Here is a 20618-nt window from a genome sequence, read left to right as displayed (position 1 = left end):
CCGTTTTCGTTCGGGCTCAGCGGCCCAGTGCGCGCCGGCCGCGGCCCTGGGAGAGGACCGGCAGGTTGCGGGACGGCGCCCGGTCGCGCGCTGTCTCCTCCTCGATGCGCAGGGCGAGTGCCGGGCAGCGGCGCACCGCGCGCAGGGCCTTGGCCTCCGCGTACCGCGGCACCTGGGCCTGGGCGACGGTCGGGAAGCCGTCGGCGCCGAGTTCGAACACCTCGGGGAGGATGTCGGCGCACAGGCCGTGGCCGCGGCACAGGGTCCAGTCCACGTAGATCTTCTGGCGGCTGGGGCCGTTCTCCCCCGGCTCTCCGCCGCCCGGGATGCCCGCGGGCAGCTGGCCGCCCTCGAAGAGCGGCAGAACACCCTCCACGGGCCGTCCGCAGCCGTTCCCGAGGACGTGCGCGGCGAGGTCGTCGGTGAACGCCTTGATGGTCGACTCCAGGAACATCGCGGAGCCGTCCGGGTGCGAGCAGGCGCCGCGCCGCTTCACGTTCTTGGCGACCTGCTTGAGCGCCTCCAGGGCCGCCGGGCCGCCGCCGCCCAGGATGTCCGCCATGCCGCGCGCGGCGGCCGGCAGACCGAGGTAGCAGGGACCGCACTGGCCCGCGCTCTCCTCCGCCAGCCACTGCGCCACGCGCAGCGACTCGCCCAGCGGGCAGGTCTCCTGAGTGATCGGCAGGATCGCTCCTGCGCCCAGCGAACCGCCCACCGCGTCCAGGGAGTTGCGGGAGACGATCGCCTCGTTGACCGTCGCCGCGTCGATCCATTTGCCGTGGTAGCCGCCGGTCAGCACACCCTGCGGAACCGGCGGGGCGCCGGCGAGCTGGAGGACGTAGCGCAGCGGGACGCCGGTGGGGACCTCGATCACCATGGGGCGCGCGACCGCGCCGGAGACCGTCAGCATGACGGTGCCCGGCTCGTCGTACAGACCGGTGTTGCCGTAGCGCTCCGGGCCGATGCGGGCGGCGATCGCCAGTTGGGCGAAGGTCTCGGCGTTCGACAGCAGGGTGGGTGCGCCGCCCACGCCGTTCTGGGATGCGCTGACCTTGCGGCCGGGCGGGATCGCCGGGCCGCCGTCGATGGAGCGGATCAGCGACGCGGCGGCGCCGGTGACCATGCGGACCGGGTTGCGCTGGACCCAGGCCTTCAGTGCCGAGCGGCGTCCGTTGCTCAGGCCGCGCTCGGCGAGCGCGGCCTCCATCGAGCGCTGCGTCGACTCACGGGTCACCCCCACCACGAGCGTGCGGGCACCCAGGGCCTCCGCGACCAGCAGCGCGCCGTCCAGGATGAGGTGCGGGGCACGGTTGATCAGCACCGTGTCCTTGCGGCAGGCCGGTTCGTCCTCGCTGCCGTTGACCACGACGACCGGCCGTACACCGCGCTTGATCGCCGTTTCGGCGACGGAGCGCAGCTTCTTGTGGAAGGGGAAGCCCGCGCCGCCGCGGCCCTTCAGGTTGATGTTCTCGGCGAGCTTGGCGAGCTGCTCGCCGCCCAGGGGTTCGAGCGGCCCGTGCACCTTGAGGTGCATGGACAGATCGAGTCTTTCGACAAGGTCGAAGCCAGACGTCAGTTGCGGAAGGCCGACCACGCGGACTTCCGGGACGTCGGGCAGGGCCTCGTTCACCTATAGCCTCCGGAGGGCGTGTTCCAAGGTTCGCCCGAACCCGGTGCGTCGTACGAGGCGCCGGGCGATGGTTCGTTGGCGGGACCGCTGTTGTACGTGCCGTTCTGGTCGTACGTGTCGCTCTGGTTGTACGTGCCGTAGCCGGTGTTCGTCTCACCGGTGTCGTACACATCACTGTTGCGATAGGCAGCGGTGCCCGAATTGTCGTAGGCCGGGATGTTGTATCCGGTGTCCTGCATCGGGTCGTACGCCGATGGGGGCGCCTCGCCGACCGGAGGAGGCAAGGGGACCGGCCAGCTCCCCGAGGTGCTGCCGCCGCCGTCCATGCGCGGGATCGCCTCCGTGGCCTGCATGTTCAGGGGCATGTCCATGCGCGCGGTCTGGTCGGCCGCATAGGGTTGCTGTCCGCGCTGCTGGGGAGTGACGGCGCGGTAGGCGGCCGCGAAGCCGTTCGAGGGCTCCGGGGACATCGTGCGCGAGGCCGGAGCGTCGTACGGGGGTGCCGCCGTCGGGATGCTTCCCGTGTCGGTGACCGACTGCCTCGGCGCCCGCCTGCTCTCGTAGCCGGGCAGTGCGGAGGAGCCCTCGGCGACGCGCGCGCGGCTCGCTTCGAGCTCCTCGGCGCGGCTCGACCCCGGCTCATTGCCCAGAAGCATGGCGAGGCGGTCGGCGACCCTGCGCTTGAACGGGCGCGGGGCCGCACGCAGCGCGAGGGCCGCGGCCACCGCGACCACGCACAGCTCGTACGACACCATGAAGAACGTCTTCGCCGGCCGTCCCGCGAACAGGCCGTGGAGCAGCGCCGCGCACCAGGCCGGGTAGGCCAGCATGTGCATGGCACGCCAGCGCGCCGCGACCGGCGCCGGGGAGGCGAACTGGTTGCGGAGCGCGCCGGTGATGCCGACGAAGATCATGAGGTACGCGGCCAGGGAGCCCATGCCGATGAGGGTGGCGCTGCCCGGGTTCGCGCCGCCGGTGCCCGAGAAGAGCCAGCCGAAGGGGAGCAGGGCCGCGACCCAGTCGGCGTGGTCCAGCGCGAGCTTGACCCCGATGTGGATGAACAGGAACGCGATCGAGGCGACGGCGGTCACCCGGTGGATGCCCTGCGCGACGATGCGCTGGCGGATGTTGAGGACGAGCCGGTCCTGGGCAACCAGGCCCCAGATCACCGAGCAGGTGAGACAGACGAGCGACAGGACGCCTGCACCGAAGTTCAGGAACTGCTGCAGCCAGTCGCCTCCGAGCATCACGACGACGGGTATCAGCAGCAGTACGACAGCCGACGCCACCCCGTAGGCCGACCGGCCCGGTTTGGGGAGCGAGGTGTTACTACGACGAGCGTTCATGGGGGCAACTCCGAAGCAGTTCGGGAAGGCGGTCCCGCTGCCGAACTCTAAGTGTCTCCATACCGATCGGTACGAGGTTTGAGTTATTGCGTTGTTATAAAAGGACCGTGCGCTAGTTGCGATGTCCCGGTGTTGGTTGTTACGCGAAGTAACCTTTGACCTTGGTTCAGTTTTTGTCGGGTGATGACCGATGCCAAGGAGCCATACGCAAGCGCGTCGCATCGTGCTCAAGCGCTGCGGTACCCTAACCGCATGCGTGCCGTACGCCTTCTGCTTAGCGAGCCGCGCTGATCAGTCCCGACCGCCGGAACCGGCAGGTCGGCATCGGCGCGGCGTCCCCTCCTGTGTGAGGGGATTTTTCGTTTCTCGACGACGAAGCCGCAGGCAGAGACGATCGATGGAGCTTAAGGATCATGAGCGAGACGAACCCCGCTGCCGCCGAGGTGGCCGCGCCGCACCGCTACACGGCCGCCGTGGCGGCCGAGATCGAGGCACGCTGGCAGGACTTCTGGGACACCGAGGGCACCTACGCCGCGCCGAACCCCAAGGGTGACCTGGCCGGCGACCCCGAGGTCGTCGCCCGCCCCAAGAAGTTCATCATGGACATGTTCCCGTACCCCTCCGGCGCGGGCCTGCACGTCGGTCACCCTCTGGGCTACATCGCCACCGACGTCTTCGCGCGCTTCCAGCGCATGACGGGCCACAACGTCCTGCACACCCTGGGCTTCGACGCCTTCGGCCTGCCCGCCGAGCAGTACGCCGTGCAGACCGGCACGCACCCGCGCGTGTCCACCGAGGCCAACATCGCGAACATGAAGTCCCAGCTGCGCAGGCTGGGCCTGGGCCACGACAGGCGCCGGTCGTTCGCCACGATCGACCCGGACTACTACAAGTGGACCCAGTGGATCTTCCTGCAGATCTTCAACTCCTGGTACGACGACGAGGCCGGCAAGGCCCGCCCGATCTCCGAGCTGATCGCCCGGTTCGAGACCGGTGAGCGCGCCGTACCGGGCCACGCGCGCGCGTGGCACGAACTGGACGCCATGGAGCGTGCCGACGTCCTGAGCGAGTTCCGCCTGGCGTACGCCTCCGACGCGCCGGTCAACTGGTGCCCCGGCCTGGGCACCGTGCTGGCCAACGAGGAGGTCACCGCCGACGGCCGCTCCGAGCGCGGCAACTTCCCGGTCTTCAAGGCCAAACTGCGCCAGTGGAACATGCGGATCACCGCGTACGCCGACCGGCTGCTGGACGACCTGGACGCGCTGGACTGGCCCGAGGCCATCAAACTGCAGCAGCGCAACTGGATCGGCCGCTCCGAGGGCGCCCGCGTCGACTTCCCGATCGACGGCGAGCGCATCACGGTCTTCACCACGCGCCCCGACACCCTGTTCGGCGCGAGCTACATGGTGCTGGCGCCCGAGCACCCGCTGGTCGAGAAGTTCACCCCGGCCGCCTGGCCGGAGGGCACGCATGACGTGTGGACCGGCGGTCACGCCACCCCGGGCGAGGCCGTCGCCGCCTACCGTGCGCAGGCCGCCTCGAAGTCCGACGTCGAGCGGCAGGCCGAGGCCAAGGACAAGACGGGCGTCTTCATCGGCGCGTACGCGACCAACCCGGCAAACGGCGACCGGCTGCCCGTCTTCATCGCCGACTACGTCCTGATGGGCTACGGCACCGGCGCGATCATGGCCGTACCCTGCGGCGACCAGCGCGACTTCGAGTTCGCGCGCGCCTTCGAACTGCCGGTCAACTGCATCGTCGAGCCGACGGACGGCCGCGGCACCGACACGTCGACGTGGGAGAACGCCTTCGCGTCGTACGACGCGAAGATCATCAACTCGGCCAACGGAGACGTCTCCCTGGACGGCCTGGACGTCGCCGAGGCCAAGGCGCGCATCACCGAGTGGCTGGCGCGCAAGGGCCTGGGCGAGGGCACCGTCAACTTCCGCCTGCGTGACTGGCTGTTCAGCCGCCAGCGCTACTGGGGCGAGCCCTTCCCGATCGTCTACGACGAGGACGGCGTCGCCCACTCGCTGCCCGAGTCGATGCTGCCGCTGGAGCTGCCGGAGGTCGAGGACTACTCGCCGCGCACCTTCGACCCGGACGACGCCGACACGTCCCCCGAGACGCCGCTGTCCCGCAACGAGGACTGGGTCAACGTCACGCTGGACCTGGGCGACGGCCCGAAGCGGTACCGCCGTGAGACCAACACCATGCCCAACTGGGCCGGTTCCTGCTGGTACGAGCTGCGCTACCTGGACCCGCACAACAGCGAGAAGCTGGTCGACCCGGAGATCGAGCAGTACTGGATGGGCCCGCGCGAGGGCCAGCCGCACGGCGGTGTCGACCTGTACGTCGGCGGCGCCGAGCACGCCGTGCTGCACCTGCTGTACGCGCGCTTCTGGTCCAAGGTCCTGTTCGACCTGGGGCACGTCTCCTCCGCGGAGCCGTTCCACAAGCTGTTCAACCAGGGCATGATCCAGGCCTACGTCTACCGCGACAGCCGCGGCATCGCGGTACCGGCCGCCGAGGTGGAGGAGCGCGACAGCGCGTACTACTACCAGGACGAGAAGGTCTCCCGGCTGCTGGGCAAGATGGGCAAGTCCCTGAAGAACGCGGTCACTCCGGACGAGATCGCCGCCGAGTACGGCGCCGACACGCTGCGCCTGTACGAGATGGCGATGGGCCCGCTGGACGTGTCGCGGCCGTGGGACACGCGCGCGGTGGTCGGCCAGTTCCGGCTGCTGCAGCGGCTGTGGCGCAACATCGTCGACGAGGCCACCGGCGAGGTCACCGTCTCCGACGCCGAGCCCGACGACGAGACGCTGCGCGCCCTGCACAAGGCGATCGACGGTGTGCGCCAGGACCTGGAGGGCCTGCGCTTCAACACCGCCATCGCCAAGGTGACGGAGCTGAACAACGCCCTGACCAAGGCGGGCGGCGCGGTGCCGCGCTCCGTCGCCGAGCCGCTGGTGCTGCTGGTCGCGCCGCTGGCCCCGCACGTCGCCGAGGAGCTGTGGAGCAGGCTGGGCCACAGCGACTCGGTCGTCCACCAGGACTTCCCGGTCGCCGACCCGGCGTACGTCGTCGACGAGAGCGTGACCTGCGTGGTGCAGATCAAGGGCAAGGTCAAGGCGCGGCTGGAGGTCTCGCCGTCCATCTCCGAGGAGGAACTGGAGAAGGCCGCGCTGGCCGACGAGAAGGTCGTCGCGGCGCTGGACGGCGCGGGCATCCGGAAGGTCATCGTGCGGGCGCCGAAGCTGGTGAACATCGTTCCGGCCTAGGCGTCGGCGGCCTGAGCGTCGACGGCCCGGGCGTGAGCGCCTCGGGGTAGTCCCCTACGGGCAGGTTCGGGGTTCGTCTGGAACTCCGGGCCTGCCCGTCTCGTTTACCGTGGAAGAGCGACGCCGCATGGGTCGCGACCGGCCGGAGGAGGAGCGGTGGAAGCAGTGATCGCAGTGTTCGCCCTGCTCTTCGTGCTTTTCCTGGTACTAGGCGCCTATGCCACGGTGAAGGTGGTCGGCGCCACCAAGCGAGGTGTGGACCGCACGATCACCCAGGCCCGCCGCACGGTCGAGGACCACACCCTGCGGGCCAAGTCCTTCGTCCAGCCGGGAGCGGCGGGCGAGCTGGCCCAACTGCGGCTGAAGCTGCGCACATCGATGCGCGCGACCCAGGACGCGCTGCACGCGGGCGCGGCCGAGGACGCGTCCCTCAAGGAGTCCCTGGGCCTCTTCGAGCGCCTCAGCGCGCACGGGCACGAACTGGACGGCGAGCTCAAGCGGCTGGAGGCCGAGCCGGACCGGACCACCCTCGCCGAGCGGCTGCCCGACCTGCGGGAGCGCACCGAGCGCATCGCTCAGGCGGCCGACTCACTGCGCTGGGCCGCCCGCGACCGTGCCCGCCGCTTCGCCGAAGACGACCTGGACTCGCTGAGTGCGCAGATAGACGTCGAGGCGGGTGCCCTGCGGCACTGGACGACGGAGGAGCCCGCGTCGGCCCCGCGGCCGTGGCCCGATGCCCCGGCCGCCGACGGTGAGGCATCCCGGCAGACCTGGCCGGAAGCGCCGCGGTCGCGCACGGCCGAGGAGCCGACGCGGACCGCCATCACCCCGCCGGTGCGGCGCCCGTCCTACCCCTGGCAGAAGAAGCCCCGCCCCGAGAGCACTACTTGATCGGGTCAAGGGCAGACCAGGTGAGAGGGGCCGGGCTGCCGCCCGGGCGCTACGGCAGGTAACCTCCAGCTCATGTCCCGCCATGTCGCGATCGTCACCGATTCAACGGCCTACCTGCCGCCGCGGACGATGGAGCGCCACGGCATCACATCGGTGCCGCTGACCGTGGTCCTCGGCGACCAGGCGCTGGACGAGGGCACCGAGATCTCGACCCGTTCCCTGGCCCAGGCACTCCAGAAGCGGCGCCCCGTCACCACCTCGCGCCCCAGCCCCGAGCTCTTCGCCCAGACCTATCGCAAGGTCGCCGAGTCCGGCGCGACCGGCATCGTCTCCCTGCATCTCTCCGCGGAGCTCTCGGGCACCTACGACGCGGCGGTCCTCGCGGCCCGCGAGGCGCCGGTGCCGGTGCGGGTGGTGGACACCGGCATGGTCGCTATGGCGCTCGGCTTCTGCGCGCTGGCCGCGGCGGAGGCAGGCGGCACGGTGGACGAGGCCGTCACGGCCGCCGAGAAGCGGGCCTCCGGCACATCGGCCTACTTCTACGTCGACACTCTCGAATATCTGCGCCGCGGCGGCCGGATCGGCGCCGCGCAGGCACTGCTGGGCTCCGCGCTCGCCGTGAAACCGCTGCTGCAGCTGGACGGCGGCCGTATCGAACTCCTGGAGAAGGTCCGCACGGCGTCGAAGGCCATCGCCCGCCTTGAGGAGATCGTGGCCGAGCGCGCCGGCAGCGCACAGGTCGACATCGCCGTCCACCATCTCGCCGCCCCCGAGCGGGCATCGGCGCTCGCGGACCGGTTGCGGGCGCGGGTGACCGGGGTGGTGGACCTGCATGTGAGTGAGGTGGGGGCCGTGATCGGGGCGCATACGGGGCCCGGGTTGCTGGGGACTGTGGTCTCGCCACGGTGACGGCGGTGCAGTCGCCGCGTGCGGTCTGTCGCGTGCTGCTTGCTGTCTGCTGTCTTCTCTTGTGTGCTGTCTTCTGAGGGTCGGTCCGCTCGCGTGGGTGACGAAGTTATCCACAACTGGCCGGTAATCCCCGGGAATTGAGCAAGATCATCGCGAGATCGGTGGGCTGTCCGATGCTCGTCGCATGGCACTTCGATCACGTTCACGTACAGCGACCGTCTCCAGCGGCCCAGGGCGCGGACCCGCCTCCGACGGCCGGATCCGCCATCGCTCACTGCCGCTGAGGAGCCGTGCCCGGCACAGGCATGCGTCGGCGGAGGAAGCCCGTCGGCGCGCGGAGGCACTCTTCCCCGAACGCGCGGGTGATCGGCGGGAGTTGAGGATGGGGCCGCCGGTGCTGCCTGGGGAGGAGGACGACGAGCACGGTCCACTTTCAGCGACTCCGGTGAGAGAAGCGGTTGAGGGCCAGGACGCTTCCCCGGCAGGGGAGGCCTGGCGAGCCCGGGCCGGGCTCGCTCTGCGGGAGCGGATGCCGTTGTGGCTGCAGGCGAGGTGCGGGCTGGAGCGGCGCAGCGTGTTCGCGCTCGGGGCGCTGCTCGTCGTAGCCGCCGTCTTCGCGGTTCAGCACTTCTGGGTCGGGCGGACGCAGTCCGTGCGGGCGCCCGAAGTGGTGCGGGCAGCGGCTCCGTTCGGTGAGCGGAAGGTGATCGGGGCGCAGGAGCGGGAGGCTTCGGCCGGGGCACCGAGCGCCGCTGGCACCGCCGGGGGCGAGATCGTCGTGGACGTCAGCGGCAAGGTCCGCGACCCCGGGATCCACCGCCTGCCCGCAGGGTCGCGTGTCGTCGACGCGCTGCATGCGGCCGGCGGCCTGCGCCCCGGCACCAGCACGGACGGCCTGAACCGGGCCCGCTTCCTTGTGGACGGAGAGCAGGTGATCGTCGGCGGTCCCGCCGTCCCGGCACCCGGGGCGGCCGGTGCGGCTGCCGGCGGCCCGGCCGGCCCGGCGGCGGGCGCTGCTCCCGCCGCTCCGGTCGCGCTCAACACCGCCACCGTGGACCAGCTCGACACCCTGCCGGGCGTCGGCCCCGTGCTCGCCCAGCACATCATCGACTACCGCACACAGCACGGCGGCTTCCGCTCCGTGAACGAGCTGCGCGAGGTCAACGGCATCGGCGACCGCCGCTTCGCCGACCTCCGAAATCTCGTACGGCCATGAGGCGCACACCAGCGCCCCCACCCCGGCGCGCCACCGTCCACGCAGCCTCAGGAGGACGGCTCGGAACCGCCCACCCCAGACAGGAAGGACCGACGGACCTACGCCTCGTACCGCCCGCACTCGCGGCTTGGGCGACGGCGGCGTTGATGCTGGACGCGACGTCCGGATGGGTCACGGGTGTCGCGGTCCTCTGCCTGACCGCCGCGGTGGTCCTGCTGGCGGTACGACGACGGGGAGGACAAGCCGGATCGCCGACGCCGACGCGCACGCCGGGTGCATGGCCGCGGGCCTCGGTCGCTGCCCTGCTGCTCTGCGTCGCCGCTGCCGCCGTCTCCGCCGGGCTGCACGGAGCCGACCTGCGGCGCGGGCCCGTGCCCCGCCTTGCCCGGCAGTACGCCACCGTGACCGCCGAAGTCGAGATCACCTCCGACCCTCGGCTCACCAGGCCCCGGATCAGAGGGGATCATGCCGCTCCCGCCTCCGTGCTGATGGAGGGGGAGGTACGGCGGGTCGAGAAAGCGGACGGGACGGCGGTGGCGACCCGGGCACCAGTGTTGGTCATCGTCGACATGGGGGCGGGCAGCGCCCGTACGAAGGTCCCCGCTGAGGGGCCATCACGGTCCCCCTGGCTCGAGTTGTTGCCCTCCACGCGGCTGCGGGTCATGGCGCGGTCGGCGCCCGCGGCGGTCGGCGGGGACCGTATCGCCGGGGTGCTGCGCGTGCGGGGACAGGCCGTGCCGGAGGTGACGGAAGGACCCTCGGGCGTCCAGCGGTTCGCCGGGCGGTTGCGGGCCGGGCTGCGCGAGGCGACCGACGGACTGCCGGCCGACGCGCGGGCGCTGCTGCCCGGGCTGGTCGTCGGGGACACCTCGCGGATCACTCCGGAGCTGGACGAGGCCTTCAAGGCCACGGACCTCGCGCACACGCTCGCCGTGTCCGGGAGCAACCTCACGATCATTCTCGCCCTGCTCATCGGACCGCCGGGCATGGCACAACTGGTGGAGCGCCGTGGGCTCGCGCCCCGGCTCGGCATCCCGCTGCGGATGACCGCGCTGCTCGGGGGAGCGCTCACACTCGGCTTCGTGGTCGTGTGCCGACCGGATCCGAGTGTGCTGCGTGCCGCGGCCTGCGGCGCCGTCGTGCTGCTGGCCCTGGCGACCGGACGCCGCAGGTCGCTCGTCCCGGCGCTGGCGACGGCGGTACTGCTGCTCGTGCTGTACGACCCCTGGCTGGCCCGGAGTTACGGCTTCCTGCTCTCCGTGCTGGCCACCGCAGCCCTCCTCACGCTTGCTCCGCGCTGGAGCGAGGCGCTGCGGAGGCGCCGGGTCCCGCCGAGGTTGGCCGAGGGGCTGGCTGCCGCGGCCGCGGCGCAGGCTCTGTGCGCGCCGGTCGTCGCTGTGCTGTCGGCGAGAGTGAGCCTGGTGGCGGTGCCGTGCAATCTGCTCGCGGAGATCGCGGTGGCGCCGGCCACGGTGCTCGGTTTCGCGGCCCTGGCGACCGCGCCGGTGCTGATGCCGGTGGCCAAGGCGCTGGCCTGGTGCGCGAGTTGGCCCGCGGACTGGATCGCGGACATCGCCAGGACCGGGGCCGCCCTGCCCGGCGCGGGAGTGGACTGGCCGGGCGACTGGAGCGGAGCGGGGCTGCTCGCTCTGGTCACGGTGGCCGTCCTGCTGACCGGACGGCGGTTGTTGAGACATCCCTGGGTGTGTGCCGCCTGCGGGGTGCTGTTCGTGCTCCTCGTCGTGCAGCCGCCGCCGTTGACCAGGGTGATCACTGGGTGGCCGCCACCGGGATGGAGATTCGCGATGTGTGACGTGGGACAGGGTGACGCGACCGTGCTCGCGGCGGGGGACGGCACCGGTGTGGTGGTCGACGCCGGGCCCGATCCGAGGCTCGTCGACCACTGTCTGAGCACGCTCGGCATCACCAGGATCCCGCTGATCGTGCTGACCCACTTCCACGCGGACCATGTGGCCGGGCTGCCCGGCGTGCTGCGCGGGCGTTCGGTGGGCGCGATCGAGACGACGGGCTTCGACGAGCCGGCGGACCAGATGGAGTTCGTGCGGAAGCAGGCGGCGGCACGGCGCATCCCGGTGACCCGGGCCGTGGCCGGCGAGCAGCGGCGCACCGGTTCGCTGTCCTGGCAGGTGCTGTGGCCCCCGCCGAGCCCGGCACCCGATCCTGACGGGCCGAACGACGCCAGCGTCGCCCTGCTCGTCAGGTCGGCAGGGCTGCGGCTCCTGCTGCTCGGGGATCTCGAACCCCCGGCCCAGCAGGCGCTGTTGACGTCGCCGCAAGGGGCGCTGCTCGGTGGCGTGGACGTCCTCAAGGTCGCCCATCACGGTTCGGCCTACCAGGACCCGGAGCTGATACGCAGGGTGGCCCCGCGGATCGCGCTCATCAGCTGCGGGAAGGACAACCCTTACGGGCACCCGGCCCCCAGCACGGTCGCGGCGTTGCGGGCCGAGGGCGCGGTGGTGCTACGGACGGACCGGGACGGGGCGCTGGCGGTCACGGGGAGGGAGACGGGGACGGGCACGGAGTTGCAGGTGGCGCGAGACTGAGGGCATGCACAGCTCACAGGCCGACGCCTACCTTCGCCGTCTCGGAATCGAGCCCGCCCACTGGCCCACCCTCCCCGCCATCGAGGTCCTGCGCGATCTGCATCTGCGCCACCTGCAGGCCGTGCCGTTCGAGAACCTGTCGGTCCACCTCGGCGAGGAGATCGTGCTGGAGGAGAAGCGGCTGCTGGAGAAGGTGGTGGGGGCGCGGCGGGGCGGGTTCTGCTACGAACTCAACGGGGCGTTCGGGGCCCTGCTCGCCACGCTGGGTTTCGAGGTCACCCTGCTCGCCGCCCGGGTGCACGGGGACGAGGGGCGGCTCGGGATCCCGTACGACCATCTCGCGCTGCGGGTGCGGACGGTGGATGCGGGTGAGTGGCTGGCGGACGTCGGCTTCGGGGCGCACAGTCACTGGCCGCTGGCCTTCGGGGAGAGGGGTGAGCAGAAGGATCCGGGCGGGAGGTTCCGGATCGTCGAGGCGGGGCCGGACCTGGACGTCGTCGTGAACGGAAGGCCGCAGTACCGGCTGGAGATGCGGCCGCGTGAGCTGGGCGACTTCGTGGCCGGGGCGTGGTGGCACAGCACCTCGCCCGTGTCGCACTTCGTGCAGTCGCTGGTGTGTTCAAGGGTGACGGAGGACGGGGGGAGGATCACGCTCAGCGGGCGCACCTTCAAGGTGACGGGCCCGGACGGGGCGCACGAGGAGCGGGAGTTGGGCACGGACGAGGAGGTGCTCGGGGTGTACCGGGAGCGGTTCGGGATCGAACTCGGCTCAGTGCCGACCGTGCGAAATCCCCGCAGGCGCGACTGATTGGGTTCACAAGGGACCAGTCGTTGCTACTCGTGCGTAGGCGGCCCGTGTTGCCTCGAAAGCCACAACGGTGATCGAATGCGTCTTCGGTAACGTATGACGTCGAGGCGCACAGGGGTGGCGTGGATGTTCGGCCGCTGGTTGGTAAACCGAGCGAACAGAGAGCAACGGACGAGTCCCCTGGCGGCGGTGCAGACCCCGCCGACGGCCGGAGTGCTGAGCTGCCGGGTGCTGGATCCGGTCCACGCACCGGTGACGCATGCGGAGTTCGCCGTCAGCGACTCCATGGGGCGCAAGGTGGTGGGCGGGGAGACGGATCCCTTCGGGTCGTTCGTGACGACGGTGCCCGCGGGGGAGTACCGGCTCGCCGTGTCGGCCGAGGGATACACGCCGTACCGGGCCAGCGCGACCGTCGGGGAGAACGCGCTCGCCTCGCTGGGCGACGTGACGCTTCAGGTCGCGCGACCCCCGGAGCTGCCCGCGGCGGGCGACTGGGAGATCGAGCCCGCGCACTCCTCGATCGGGTTCACCGCGCGGCACATCGGGCTGGCGCGGATCCACGGCCGGTTCAACTCCTTCGCGGGCGCTGTACGGATCGCGGATCCGATGGAGCAGTCGGCGATGCATGTGGTGATCGACGCGGCGAGCATCGACACGAACGTCAGGATGCGGGACGACCATCTGCGCTCCGGCGACTTCCTGGACGTGGCGCGCTTTCCGACGCTGGAGTTCTACAGTGAGCGGTTCGTGCACAAGGGCGGGAACCGGTGGGCGGTCACCGGGGCGCTGTCACTGCACGGAGTGACCCGTACGGTCACGCTCGACACGGAGTACCTCGGGCTCGGCAACGGTATGGAGGGCGAGGTGCGGGCGGCCTGCCGGGCCACGACGGAGCTGCACCGGGACGACTTCACGGTCAGCTGGCAGACGATGCTGGCGCGGGGGATCGCGGTCGTGGGGCCGAGCATCCGGATCGACCTCGATGTGCAGATCGTGCGCAAGGGGTGACCTGCGGGTGCCTGACGCGGGTGCCGGACAATGGCTGCCGTGAGCGATGTGAGACATGTGCTGGTGCTGCCGGACCGTGATGCCGCGGAGGAGGTGGCCGAGGCGCTCGGGGAGCGGTTCGGGCTGTCCGAACAACCGCGGCTCGTAAGGGACGCGCTGGCCGGTGAGGACGACGCGGAGGACGCGCAGTGGCTGCTCGTGCTGCGGGACGAGGACCGGCGGCTGGATCCGGGGGAGCTGGACGAGTTCGTGGGGGCGTGGGACGGGTGGCGGGAGGAGCCGTGAGCATGCGGCGGGAGCCCGTTGTCAGTGGTGCGTGCGATGCTTGTCGCGATGGCCAGGAAGACTGCTGATGACGACCTTCTCGCCCCGGTGACGCTTGCCGTGGGCCAGGAGGACCTCCTGCTCGACCGTGCCGTGCGGGAGGTGGTGGCCGCCGCCAGGGCCGCCGACCCCGACACGGACGTACGTGACCTGAACCCGGAGCAGCTGCAGCCCGGCACGCTCGCCGAGTTGACCAGTCCGTCGCTCTTCGCGGAGCGGAAGGTCGTGGTCGTACGCAATGCGCAGGATCTTTCGGCCGACACCGTCAAGGACGTGAAGGCGTATCTCGGGGCGCCCGCCGAGGAGATCACCCTCGTGCTGGTGCATGCGGGCGGAGCGAAGGGCAAGGCGCTTCTCGACGCCGCGCGCAAGGCGGGTGCGCGGGAGGTGGCCTGCCCGAAGATGACCAAGCCGGCGGATCGGCTGGCCTTCGTCCGGGGGGAGTTCAGGGCGGTCGGGAGATCTGCCACGCCCGAGGCCTGTCAGGCGCTCGTCGACGCGATCGGGAGTGATCTGCGGGAGCTGGCGTCGGCCGTTTCCCAGTTGGTCGCGGATGTGGAAGGGACCATCGACGAGGCCGTTGTCGGGCGGTACTACACCGGGCGGGCCGAGGCGTCGAGTTTCACGGTTGCCGACCGGGCCGTGGAAGGGCGGGCGGCCGAGGCACTGGAGGCGCTCAGGTGGTCGCTGGCCACCGGGGTGGCGCCGGTGTTGATCACCAGTGCGCTGGCGCAGGGGGTGCGGGCGATCGGGAAGCTGTCGTCCGCGCGAGGGGGACGGCCGGCCGATCTGGCGCGGGAGTTGGGGATGCCGCCGTGGAAGATCGACCGGGTGCGGCAGCAGATGCGGGGGTGGACGCCGGATGGGGTTGCTGAGGCGTTGCAGGCGGTTGCCGAGGCCGACGCGGGGGTGAAGGGCGGCGGGGATGATCCCGAGTACGCGTTGGAGAAGGCCGTCGTGACCATTGCGCGGGCGGCGCGGTCGCGAGGGCGGTAAGTGTCGGTGGGGGCGGGTGTTGCGGGGCCTGTGCCGGTGTCGGTGTCGGCGCCGTGTGTCTCTCGCCCCGCCGCCCTTACCCGTCCCATTCCCAGGGACCCTGCCGCTGCCGCTGCCGCTGCCGCTGCCGCTGCCGCTGCCGCTGCCGCTGCCGCTGCCGCTGCCGCTGCCGCTGCCGCTGCCGCTGCCGCTGCCGCTGCCGCTGCCGCTGCCGCTGCCGCTGCCGCTCCGCCCGGGGGCTGCCGCCCCCAGACCCCCGCATCGGCCTGGACGGCCTTGTCCTCAATCGCCGGACGGGCTGATTGGGGCGCGGCCCGCTCTATGGGGGCGCGGCCCTCCCCCTCGCCACGACCGCAAGAGGTGCGAAGGCCCCGCTTCCGCCCTGGGGAAGGGCGGGAAGCGGGGCCTTCGGTTCACAATGTCGAGCCCGTACCCGCGTGGCGAACGCAGGCCGCGTACAGGCGCTGGGGGCCGGTCGGGAGCGGATGAGAGAGGGCCCGCTCTGGGTCCTTCCGGCGGTTCGGTCCCGTAGGACCGGTCAGATCAGTAAGAGATTCAGCCCTGGAGGGAAGCGACCTTGGAAGCAAGCGCCGACTTCTTGTTGGCGGCCTGGTTCTTGTGGATGACGCCCTTGGAGACGGCCTTGTCGAGCAGACGCGCGGCAGCGCGCTCGTGCTCGGTGGCCTTCTCGACGTCACCCGCGGCAGCGGCCTCGCGGGCCTTGCGGATCGCGGTCTTCAGGGAGGACTTGACGGCCTTGTTGCGCAGCCGGGCCTTCTCGTTGGTCTTGATCCGCTTGATCTGGGACTTGATGTTCGCCACTGATGAGCCTTTTCAGGTTCTGGTCCGGGGCCGCAAGGACCCGTACCGGTGATTTTCCGGAGTGTGCCTCGTGCTGAGAGGGCAGGAGGCACAGCCACCCAGGCTACCAGTGGCTCGGCCCATGGCCCAAAACGGTTCCCGGTCCCCGCCCGTGGGACCATGGAGCCTACGTATAGATCCGACCCGAGGCATAAGGCGCCTCAAGAGACAGGACCCTGCGTGCCCGCGACCCCTAACAATGTGCCCGAGCCGAGCCGTACCGACCCGGCTCTGATCCGCAATTTCTGCATCATCGCGCACATCGACCACGGCAAGTCCACGCTCGCCGACCGGATGCTCCAGCTGACCGGCGTCGTCGAGCAGCGGCAGATGCGTGCTCAGTACCTCGACCGGATGGACATCGAGCGCGAGCGCGGCATCACGATCAAGTCCCAGGCGGTGCGTTTGCCGTGGGCCCCGACCCATGACAAGACCGACACGCACATCCTCAACATGATCGACACCCCGGGGCACGTCGACTTCACGTACGAGGTCTCGCGGTCGCTCGCCGCCTGCGAGGGGACCGTACTCCTCGTCGACGCCGCCCAGGGCATCGAGGCCCAGACCCTCGCCAACCTCTACCTGGCGATGGAGAACGACCTCACGATCATCCCCGTACTGAACAAGATCGACCTGCCGGCCGCACAGCCCGAGAAGTTCGCGGAAGAACTCGCGAACCTCGTCGGCTGCGACCCGGACGATGTGCTGCGGGTGTCCGCCAAGACCGGTATCGGCGTCGACGCGCTGCTCGACAAGGTGGTCAAGGAGGTCCCGGCTCCGGTCGGCGTCGCGGACGCTCCCGCCCGCGCGATGATCTTCGACTCGGTCTACGACTCCTACCGCGGCGTCGTGACGTACGTCCGGGTCATCGACGGGCAGCTCAACAAGCGCGAGCGCATCCGGATGATGTCCACCAACGCCACACACGAGCTGCTGGAGATCGGGACGAACTCGCCCGAGATGCTCGGCGCCGACGGACTCGGCGTCGGTGAGGTGGGCTACCTCATCACCGGTGTGAAGGACGTCCGCCAGTCCAAGGTCGGTGACACGATCACCAGCCTGCACAAGGGCGCGACCGAGGCTCTCGGGGGATACAAGGACCCCAAGCCCATGGTCTTCTCCGGGCTGTATCCGCTGGACGGCTCGGACTACCCCGAACTGCGCGACGCGCTCGACAAGCTGCAGCTCAACGACGCGGCGCTGGTGTACGAGCCGGAGACCTCGGCGGCGCTGGGCTTCGGCTTCCGGGTCGGCTTCCTCGGCCTGCTGCACCTGGACGTCATCCGTGAGCGGCTGGAGCGCGAGTTCGGGCTCGACCTGATCGCGACCGCGCCGAACGTGGTCTACCGCGTGATCATGGAGGACCTGACCGAGCACACGGTCACCAACCCCAGCGAGTTCCCCGAGGGCAAGATCAACGATGTGTACGAGCCGGTCGTGCGCGCCACGATCCTCGCGCCGTCGGAGTTCATCGGGTCGATCATGGAGCTGTGCCAGACCCGGCGCGGGACTCTCCTCGGCATGGACTACCTGTCCGAGGACCGGGTCGAGATCCGCTACACGCTCCCGCTCGCGGAGATCGTCTTCGACTTCTTCGACCAGCTGAAGTCGAAGACGCGCGGTTACGCGTCGCTGGACTACGAGCCCACCGGTGAGCAGACCTCCAGCCTGGTCAAGGTCGACATCCTGCTGCACGGCGACAAGGTCGACGCGTTCTCCGCGATCACGCACAAGGACGCGGCCTACTCCTACGGTGTGCGGCTGGTCGCCAAGCTGCGCGAGCTCATCCCGCGGCAGGCCTTCGAGGTGCCCATCCAGGCCGCCATCGGCTCCCGGGTGATCGCCCGCGAGACCATCCGCGCCATCCGCAAGGACGTCCTCGCCAAGTGCTACGGCGGCGACATCTCCCGTAAGCGCAAGCTCCTGGAGAAGCAGAAGGAGGGCAAGAAGCGAATGAAGATGGTGGGTTCCGTGGAGGTTCCCCAGGAGGCGTTCATCGCCGTGCTCTCCAGCGATGACAGTGCGGGGTCGGGCAAGGGCAAGAAGTAACCCGGGGTAACAACGGGTTGCGGCACCAAACCGGACACAACAGGGGCTCGTCGTACGAAAGCGCGACGGGCCCCTACGCGTGCGTAGCGTCGCTCTCTGTACGAAGTGACAGGCCGCCGCCCCTTACGAACCGGGCGGTCGGGCTCTACCCTGATCTCTGCTCGATAGTTACTCGCGAGTTAAACAAGGCTCGCGAGTGAATACACGCAGTCAATACCGCCGCACTTGAGCCAGCCGCGCTGCCGCGGGCCCCGGAGGATGTCGTGAGCGACACACAGACACTGATCGAGAACCGTCCGCCGAGCGTGGCGACCCTCTTCCTGGAGCGCGTTGCGGCCACACCGGACGCGGAGGCCTACCGCTATCCGGTGGCCTCCGCCTCCGGTGCGGGCCCCGACGACTGGAAGGCGATGAGCTGGGCGCAGACCGCGGAGCGGGTCTACTCGATCGCCGCCGGCCTGATCGAACTGGGTGTGCAGTCCGAGCAGCGCGTCGCGCTCGCCTCCGCCACCCGGGTCGAGTGGGTCCTCGCCGACCTCGGCATCATGTGCGCCGGGGCCGCCACGACCACGATCTACCCGCAGACCAACTCCGACGAGTCGGCGTTCATCCTCTCCGACTCCGAAAGCCTCGTGCTGGTCGCGGAAGACGCGGCCCAGCTCGCCAAGGTGGTGGAGAAGCGCGCTGAGCTGCCCGCCCTCACACACGTGGTCGTGATCGACTCGGCCGGTGTCGAGACGAGCGACTGGGTCCTCACTCTCGCCGAGCTGGAGGCCCGGGGCGCCGCTCGCCTGGAGAAGGACCCCGACCTGATCAAGGAGCGGGTCGGGGCGATCACCAAGGACCAGCTCGCCACCCTCATCTACACCTCCGGCACCACCGGCCGCCCCAAGGGCGTGCGCCTGCCGCACGACAACTGGTCGTACATGGCGAAGGCGATCTCCGCGACCGGCCTGATCAGCGCCGAGGACGTGCAGTACCTGTGGCTGCCGCTCGCGCACGTCTTCGGCAAGGTGCTCACCTCGGGCCAGATCGAGGTCGGTCACGTCACCGCCGTCGACGGCCGCGTGGACAAGATCATCGAGAATCTGCCGATCGTGCAGCCGACGTACATGGCGGCCGTCCCGCGCATCTTCGAGAAGGTCTACAACGGGGTCGCGGCCAAGGCGAAGGCCGGCGGCGGCGCCAAGTACAAGATCTTCCAGTGGGCCGCGGAGGTCGCCCGCGATTACGCCAAGGTCTCGCAGGACAACTTCCGGCGCACCGGCACGGCGTCGGTCCCGTTCGGGCTGGGCGCCAAGCACAAGGTCGCCGACGCGCTGGTCTTCGCCAAGATCCGCGAGGCGTTCGGCGGCAATCTGCGGGCCTGCGTGTCCGGTTCGGCCGCGCTCGCGCCGGAGATCGGCTACTTCTTCGCCGGCGCCGGCATCCACATCCTTGAGGGCTACGGCCTCACGGAGTCCTCGGCGGCCTCCTTCGTGAACCCCGGCGAGGCCTACCGCACCGGCACGGTCGGCAAGCCGCTGCCCGGCACGGAGGTGCGCATCGCGGACGACGGCGAGATCCTGCTGCGCGGTCCCGGAATCATGGAGGGCTACCACGGGCTGCCCGAGAAGACCGTCGAGGTGCTGGAGTCGGACGGCTGGTTCCACACCGGCGACATCGGTGAGCTGTCCCCGGACGGATACCTGCGCATCACCGACCGCAAGAAGGACCTCATCAAGACGTCCGGCGGCAAGTACATCGCGCCGGCCGAGGTCGAGGGGCAGTTCAAGGCGGTCTGCCCGTACGTCTCCAACATCCTGGTGCACGGCGCCGACCGGAACTTCTGCACGGCGCTGATCGCGCTGGACGAGCCTTCCATCCTCGACTGGGCCAAGGAGAACGGGCTGGCGGGCAAGTCGTACGCGCAGGTCGTTGCCGATCCCGCGACGCTCGCCCTCATCGAGGGGTACGTCAAGGAACTCAACCAGGGCCTGCAGCGCTGGCAGACCGTCAAGAAGTTCCGGCTGCTGCCGCGCGACCTCGACGTGGAGCACGGCGAGATCACGCCGAGCCTGAAGCTGAAGCGGCCGGTGGTCGAGCGGGAGTACAAGCACCTGATCGACGAGATGTACGCCGGGGCCCGGGAGGCGTAGCCAGGGGCGCTACGGGCGGCCCCTGTTGACGAGTGTCCGCAGCTCCCGGAGCTGGATGCGCAGTGCTTCCAGGTCCGGGGGCTCGTCGCCGTCCAGCCGGCCCTCCAGCTCGGTCAGTCTGCTGCTCACCTCCCCGTAGGCCGCCAGTTCCTGCGCCCGCACCCGCTCCAGTTGCTGGTTCTTGCGGTGCAGGTCAAGGAAGACCGTGACCTTCGCCCGCAGGACCCAGGGATCGAAGGGCTTGGTCAGGTAGTCGGCGGCGCCCGTGGCGTACCCGCGGAAGGCGTAGCCGGAGTCGTCCTCCGCGCCGGTCAGGAAGATGATCGGGACGTCCTTGGTCTGGTCGAGCCGCTTGATGTTCGCGGCCGTCTCGAATCCGTCCATGCCGGGCATGCGGACGTCGAGCAGGACGAGGGCGAAGTGCCGGCGCAGCAGTGCCTTCATCGCCTCCTCGCCCGAACGTGCGCGTACCAGCGGCTCGTTGAGGGATCCCAGGACGGCCTCGAGCGCGATCAGGTTGTCCTCCATGTCGTCCACGAGGAGGATGCTGGCGCGCTCACCGGTCGTTGCCTCAGCGCTCATGGTGACAGTGCC

15 protein-coding genes are annotated in these 20618 nt (G+C 70.3%); 11 read left to right on the top strand and 4 right to left on the bottom strand.

The window, feature by feature from the left end:
* Window positions 1-16: 16 nt before the first annotated feature.
* A complete protein-coding gene (locus OOK07_RS13925; protein ID WP_266680271.1) occupies window positions 17-1630 on the bottom strand; it encodes an NADH-quinone oxidoreductase subunit NuoF family protein in 1614 nt (537 codons plus the stop codon).
* The gene (locus OOK07_RS13920; RefSeq protein ID WP_266796737.1) at window positions 1627-2976 is read right to left on the bottom strand and encodes a cytochrome b/b6 domain-containing protein; all 1350 of its coding nucleotides are present in this window, start codon (window positions 2974-2976) and stop codon (window positions 1627-1629) included. The genes OOK07_RS13925 and OOK07_RS13920 overlap by 4 nt, the downstream gene beginning before the upstream one ends.
* A gap of 413 nt (window positions 2977-3389) precedes the next feature.
* Here OOK07_RS13920 and leuS point away from each other — a divergent pair, with 413 nt between their 5' ends.
* From leuS to holA, 9 genes are all read left to right on the top strand, one after another.
* Window positions 3390-6260, top strand: a complete 2871-nt coding sequence (gene leuS, locus OOK07_RS13915) for a leucine--tRNA ligase (RefSeq protein WP_266796736.1) — start codon at window positions 3390-3392, stop codon at window positions 6258-6260.
* A gap of 156 nt (window positions 6261-6416) precedes the next feature.
* The gene (locus tag OOK07_RS13910; protein WP_266796734.1) at window positions 6417-7151 is read left to right on the top strand and encodes a hypothetical protein; all 735 of its coding nucleotides are present in this window, start codon (window positions 6417-6419) and stop codon (window positions 7149-7151) included.
* A 72-nt stretch (window positions 7152-7223) separates the two neighbouring features.
* A complete protein-coding gene (locus OOK07_RS13905) occupies window positions 7224-8060 on the top strand; it encodes a DegV family protein (RefSeq protein WP_266796719.1) in 837 nt (278 codons plus the stop codon).
* 184 nt (window positions 8061-8244) lie between these two features.
* Entirely contained in the window at window positions 8245-9276 is a 1032-nt protein-coding gene (locus OOK07_RS13900; protein WP_266680261.1) for a ComEA family DNA-binding protein, read from the top strand.
* On the top strand, window positions 9273-11840 hold the full coding sequence (locus OOK07_RS13895) for a ComEC/Rec2 family competence protein (RefSeq protein WP_266796718.1): 2568 nt from the start codon (window positions 9273-9275) through the stop codon (window positions 11838-11840). The genes OOK07_RS13900 and OOK07_RS13895 overlap by 4 nt, the downstream gene beginning before the upstream one ends.
* A gap of 4 nt (window positions 11841-11844) precedes the next feature.
* Window positions 11845-12648, top strand: a complete 804-nt coding sequence (locus OOK07_RS13890) for an arylamine N-acetyltransferase family protein (RefSeq protein WP_266796716.1) — start codon at window positions 11845-11847, stop codon at window positions 12646-12648.
* Window positions 12649-12774: 126 nt separating this feature from the next.
* On the top strand, window positions 12775-13656 hold the full coding sequence (locus OOK07_RS13885; protein WP_266680255.1) for a YceI family protein: 882 nt from the start codon (window positions 12775-12777) through the stop codon (window positions 13654-13656).
* Window positions 13657-13713: 57 nt separating this feature from the next.
* Window positions 13714-13941, top strand: coding sequence for a hypothetical protein (locus tag OOK07_RS13880; RefSeq protein ID WP_266683506.1), 228 nt, complete (start codon window positions 13714-13716; stop codon window positions 13939-13941).
* A 48-nt stretch (window positions 13942-13989) separates the two neighbouring features.
* Window positions 13990-14976, top strand: coding sequence for a DNA polymerase III subunit delta (gene holA / locus OOK07_RS13875; RefSeq protein ID WP_266796713.1), 987 nt, complete (start codon window positions 13990-13992; stop codon window positions 14974-14976).
* Between the two features lie 555 nt (window positions 14977-15531).
* Here the strand turns inward: holA and rpsT are convergent.
* Complete coding sequence (rpsT, locus tag OOK07_RS13870) at window positions 15532-15798, bottom strand: 30S ribosomal protein S20 (protein ID WP_266514164.1); 267 nt, start codon at window positions 15796-15798, stop codon at window positions 15532-15534.
* A 219-nt stretch (window positions 15799-16017) separates the two neighbouring features.
* Here rpsT and lepA point away from each other — a divergent pair, with 219 nt between their 5' ends.
* Window positions 16018-17886: a translation elongation factor 4 gene (gene lepA, locus OOK07_RS13865; protein ID WP_266796711.1), complete on the top strand. Its 1869-nt coding sequence runs from the start codon at window positions 16018-16020 to the stop codon at window positions 17884-17886.
* Window positions 17887-18149: 263 nt separating this feature from the next.
* Window positions 18150-20024, top strand: coding sequence for an AMP-dependent synthetase/ligase (locus OOK07_RS13860; protein WP_266796710.1), 1875 nt, complete (start codon window positions 18150-18152; stop codon window positions 20022-20024).
* A 9-nt stretch (window positions 20025-20033) separates the two neighbouring features.
* Here the strand turns inward: OOK07_RS13860 and OOK07_RS13855 are convergent, their stop codons facing one another.
* Window positions 20034-20606: a response regulator gene (locus OOK07_RS13855; protein ID WP_266680247.1), complete on the bottom strand. Its 573-nt coding sequence runs from the start codon at window positions 20604-20606 to the stop codon at window positions 20034-20036.
* Between the last annotated feature and the right edge of the window lie 12 nt (window positions 20607-20618).

Origin of the sequence: Streptomyces sp. NBC_00078, from assembly GCF_026343335.1 — a bacterium.
In the GTDB taxonomy this organism is placed as follows: Bacteria; Actinomycetota; Actinomycetes; order Streptomycetales; family Streptomycetaceae; genus Streptomyces.
Note: the sequence above shows the minus strand (reverse complement) of the source record. Positions and strands in the feature narration are given on the sequence as shown.